The sequence below is a fragment of the Vibrio sp. genome (assembly GCF_984391705.1).
Genome location: NZ_CFHWOM010000110.1, coordinates 1 through 5,016, shown reverse-complemented (window position 1 = coordinate 5,016; position 5,016 = coordinate 1). Strand labels below are relative to the sequence as shown.

3 protein-coding genes and 1 pseudogene are annotated in these 5,016 nt (G+C 44.3%); 2 read left to right on the top strand and 2 right to left on the bottom strand.

The features are described 5' to 3' along the window. Both prfB and brnQ read right to left on the bottom strand, forming a co-directional pair. Positions 1 to 887: pseudogene (gene prfB, locus AC4MRV_RS21525) on the bottom strand (peptide chain release factor 2); the annotation flags it as partial. A 162-nt stretch (positions 888 to 1,049) separates the two neighbouring features. Next, positions 1,050 to 2,363, bottom strand: coding sequence for a branched-chain amino acid transport system II carrier protein (brnQ, locus tag AC4MRV_RS21520; protein WP_491189330.1), 1,314 nt, complete (start codon positions 2,361 to 2,363; stop codon positions 1,050 to 1,052). Between the two features lie 317 nt (positions 2,364 to 2,680). On the opposite strand from brnQ, the gene AC4MRV_RS21515 reads away from it, so the two are divergent. Both AC4MRV_RS21515 and srmB read left to right on the top strand, forming a co-directional pair. Then, positions 2,681 to 3,388, top strand: coding sequence for a tRNA1(Val) (adenine(37)-N6)-methyltransferase (locus tag AC4MRV_RS21515; RefSeq protein ID WP_491189329.1), 708 nt, complete (start codon positions 2,681 to 2,683; stop codon positions 3,386 to 3,388). Positions 3,389 to 3,477: 89 nt separating this feature from the next. Continuing rightward, positions 3,478 to 4,710 (top strand): ATP-dependent RNA helicase SrmB, encoded by a 1,233-nt coding sequence (gene srmB / locus AC4MRV_RS21510; protein ID WP_491189328.1) that lies wholly within the window; start codon positions 3,478 to 3,480, stop codon positions 4,708 to 4,710. The last annotated feature ends 306 nt before the right edge of the window (positions 4,711 to 5,016 follow it).

Below are 5,016 nucleotides of genomic sequence, written 5' to 3'. Positions count from 1 at the left end.
ACAGTTTTGCACGAAGCTGCTTCATCGCTTGGTCTTTGTTCTTATGCTGAGAACGATCATTCTGACATTGAACCACAGTATTTGTTGGAACGTGAGTAATACGTACCGCAGATTCCGTGGTGTTAACGTGCTGACCACCCGCACCTGACGCACGGTATACGTCAATACGTAGATCAGAAGGGTTAATGTCGATGTCGATGTTGTCATCAATCTCTGGGTAGATAAACGCAGAAGCAAACGAAGTATGACGACGGCCGCTTGAGTCAAATGGCGATTTACGAACTAGACGGTGAACACCAGTCTCAGTACGTAGCCAACCGTAAGCGTATTCGCCAGAAATCTTAACCGTCGCGCCTTTAAGGCCTGCAACTTCACCTTCAGATACTTCGATAACCTCAGTCTTAAAGCCTTTCGCTTCAGCCCAACGAAGGTACATACGTAGCATCATTGAAGTCCAGTCTTGCGCCTCAGTACCACCTGAACCTGACTGCAAATCGATGTAGCAGTCTGATGCATCATGGTCGCCTGAGAACATACGGCGGAATTCAAGTTTCTCTAGCTTCGCTTCTAGCTCTGCCAGTTCCGGTTCGATTTCGTCAAACGTTTCTTGATCTTCTTCTTCAACGGCAAGCTCTAAAAGACCATCAACGTCTTCAACACCTTGCTCAAGTTGATCAATCGTTTCTACAACCGCTTCTAATGCAGAACGTTCTTTACCTAGCGCTTGTGCACGTTCAGGCTCGTTCCATACATCCGGTTGTTCTAATTCTGCGTTGACTTCTTCTAGACGCTCTTGTTTAGCGTCATAGTCAAAGATACCCCCTCAGGACATTTGTGCGCTCAGACACGTCCTTTAGGCGGTTTTTAATAGGATTGATTTCAAACATGTTTGCTCAACATTTATGAGTAGAATTTAACCGAAGAATTGTACTCAAAAGTGTGACGAAGATACAGAAATTTTTTATCGCCGAATAAAAATCCACCGATATAAAAAATCCCCTGTCACGCCTTACGCGACAGGGGATCTTTGATTCAGCTTTACTGATTGATTATGCCGTTTCTTCTGTTAGCTCTCGTTGCTCAGATTTACCAACAAAAAGCATCGCGATCATTGCCACAACCGTCGGTAGTAGCCAACCCATACCAATATCAAACAGAGGTAGCATGTTAAGTGCAGACACATCCACGCCAGCTACTTTTGCCGCATCGATAAGAGCAAACAGTAGTGATACTAGAATAACCACGCGGTACGCCGCTTTTGGATTTGGCAGCTTCTTACGAATGAACGTCAGTGCAACCAAAGCAATCGCCACTGGGTAAAGTGCAAATAGAACTGGAACAGACAAAGCAATCAGTTGAGATAGGCCTACATTTGCTACCGTCGCACATGCTACACCGTTAATGATGACCCAAGTCTTGTAAGACATTGGCGTTAGCGAGCTAAAGTAATCTGAACATGCAGAGATAAGGCCAATCGCTGTCGTTAGACACGCTAGCAGTACAATCACAGATAGAACGATTTGACCGTAAGGGCCAAACAGAGATTGTACGTAAAGGCTAAGTACAACACCGCCGTTGTCTGCGCCTGCTGCGACTGCCGAGCTCGTTGCGCCCAAGTAGAACAATGAAACGTAAACAAACGTTAGACCAGCAGCTGCGATACATGCCGCACTGATTAGGTATTTCGCTGTTGGTTTTTGCTCAGTAATGCCTTTTTGGCGCAATGCATCAACGATCAATACACCAAACATCAACGAACCAAAGGTATCCATGGTGTTGTAACCTTCAAGGAAACCTTTTTGCAGTGGGTGCGTTAGGTATTCACCTTGCGCAGCAATCATCTCACCTTGAGGGTCAATAAATACGGCTGCCGCTAGAATAATCAGGCCGATGAAAAGAACAGGCGTCAACACTTTACCAATCACATCAATCAGTTTGCCTTGTGACCATGCGAAGAACATAGCAACAGCAAAGAAAAGAATTGAGAAGATCGTTAGGTGAGCTTGAGCCGCATCAATGAAGAACGGTTTTACCGCCATCTCGTAAGCCACTAGACCAGTACGAGGCGCAGCAAACGCAGGACCGATAATGATGAAAATCAGCACCGCCATTACCATCGCAGCACGCTTTGGAAGATCTTTTGTTAAGTGCTCCCATGAACCACCAGCAACTGCAATAGCAACGATAGTAATAAGAGGTAGACCTACCGCAGTTAGAAGGAAGCCTGTCATTGCAGGAAGAAGGTTATCACCCGCTAGCTGACCCGCTAGAGGTGGAAAAATGATGTTACCTGCACCTAAAAAGAAAGCGAAAAGCATAAAGCCTACCGCAATAATATCTGTTAATTTTAAAGTCTGATTCACAGTCGACCCTTGAGTTATTATTTATGTGATGTTGTGTATGCTGAGTAGTACAAAACAATGTCTACTCTATAAAATTTAGGCGCGCATAATGACGAAATCCTGATTGAGTGGCAAGTCACAGACAAAAAACGCCATATAAATTTACATAAAACGTTTAAATGCAGCATATATCACTAGTCATACAAAAATAACCAGCCCGATTAACTAACCAACATTTGCTACAAACCCAAAACAAACAGAATAAACAACCAAACAATTATTTAACAACAGATCATTTAACTCAAAATAACGACAAGTACCGACAAACATAAAATCTTATGAAAAAGACAAAAAGCTTTGATTTTAAACAGTTCAAAATTGAAGGTGGTTACTCAGGCATGCCAGTCAGCACGGACGGTGTTCTTCTCGGAGCATGGGCAAACATTAAACAAGCCAAGACGTTGCTGGACATCGGGACCGGTACTGGGCTACTCAGTTTGATGTGCGCGCAGCGAAATTCCATAGTGGATATAGAAGCGATTGATATTGACCAACATGCTTTAGAAGCGGCTCAATTCAACTTTGAACACTCACTTTGGTCAGAGCGATTAACACTGAATGATGGCGATATTCTCTGCCACGATTTCGAACATTCGTTTGATGCTATTATTTGTAACCCTCCTTATTTTAATAACGGCGAACAAGCACAAGCGAAAAGCCGAGCGACAGCAAGGCACACTGACTCCTTACGTCACGATGATCTTTTGAAACGTTGTATGTCGCTGCTCAATGAACACGGCAAAGCCAGCTTCGTACTGCCAAAAGTAGAGGGCGAGGCATTTATTGAAATAGCACGACAGCAAGCTTGGACGGTTGAACGCTTGTGCTATGTCAAACCAACTGAGCGCAAAGAAGCTAATAGACTATTGATTGAGCTAGGAAAAAGTGGAGATAAAACAGAATATAGTGAGCTCACGATCCATCACAACGGCAGCTACAGCGACGACTTTGTTGCTCTGACTCAAGCCTTTTATCTTAAGATGTAAAAATAAGGTGTGATCCTTGTCACCGAACACTCTATAATACGACCCCTTAAATTTAATGCTCACACCAACTCGCTTGTGGAGACCTTATAGTGATCAGAAATTTCGCTGAATTGGAGTTAGACCCTAACCTACTCCTCGCCATTGAAGAAATGGGTTATGACCGCCCAACACAAATTCAGGCTGAAGCCATTCCGCAAGCGTTAGATGGCCGAGATATCTTGGCTTCTGCACCAACAGGTACAGGTAAAACAGCAGCATTTGTTTTACCTGCACTGCAGTATTTACAAGATTTCCCTCGTCGCAAGCCTGGGCCTGCTCGTATCTTGATCTTAACTCCAACACGCGAGTTAGCAATGCAAGTTGCAGACCAAGCCCGAGCGCTAGCTAAGCACACTAAGCTGAATATCTTTACTATCACCGGTGGTGTTCAGTACCAAGAGCACGCTGACATCTTAGGTAAGACCCAAGATATCGTGGTAGCAACACCTGGACGTTTGATGGAGTACATCAACGCGGAACGTTTTGACTGTCGTGCGATTGAATGGCTTGTCCTTGATGAAGCTGATCGTATGCTAGATATGGGCTTTGGCCCTACCGTTGATCGCTTGTCTAATGAGTGTCGCTGGCGTAAGCAAACGCTATTGTTCTCAGCAACACTTGAGGGCAAAGGCGTTGAAGGTTTCACTGCAGACCTACTTAAAGATCCGGCAGATATTGATGCTGAGCCATCTCGTCGTGAGCGTAAGAAAATCGCTCAGTGGTACCATCGTGCTGACGATATGAATCATAAGCTTGAACTACTTAAAAAGATCATCACAGATCAAGCTGAACGCTCAATTGTATTCTTAAAAACTCGCGAGCGTCTTGCAGAGCTGCGCACTGAGCTTGAAAAAGCACAAATTCCTTGTGCTTGGATTCAAGGTGAAATGCCACAAGATCGTCGTAATAATGCTATTGCTCGCTTCCGTGATGGCACGGTTAACGTGCTTCTAGCGACAGACGTTGCAGCGCGTGGTATCGACCTTCCTGATGTTAGCCATGTGATCAACTACGATATGCCTCGCAGTGCGGACGTTTACCTACACCGTATCGGCCGTACGGCTCGTGCTGGTAAGAAAGGTAATGCGGTATCTCTTGTTGAAGCACACGATCAACCAATGCTAGATCGCGTTGCTCGCTACGTAAAAGAAGATATCAAAGAGCGCTTTATCAAAGAGATGCGCCCTAAACACAAAAAGCCTGTGTTTAAGAAGAAGAAAAAAGACGACAAAAAGAAAACGGCCGCGAAAGGTAAGAAGAAAGTCGCTAAGAAGAAAAAGTAACGTCCTGATTCGATAAAACTAAAAAGGGTTGATGCGAAAGCATCAACCCTTTTTTATTCAATCATAGTAAGACCACGTCACCCTCAAGAATCAGGCTCGAACGAATTGGGGCTCTCATCAAGGTTGCAACTCGCTGTTAGAGAATCCTTACTTTCTCCTTCGTCTTTCTAAGGAATGCCACAAAAAAATACCGCCTTAATATAAGGCGGCATTTTTTTCGCTTAGATTGTCAGAATATCTTCTAAGTAGTTGGGGTTAGAACAAGGCAACAAGCAAATTCATCCCCATGAGCATCTTCTCACTCCA

What these genes read in the sequence shown, in the direction of transcription:
- AC4MRV_RS21515 (WP_491189329.1), top strand. Translation starts at nt 2,681, where the DNA reads ATGAAAAAGACAAAAAGCTTTGATTTTAAACAGTTCAAAATTGAAGGT.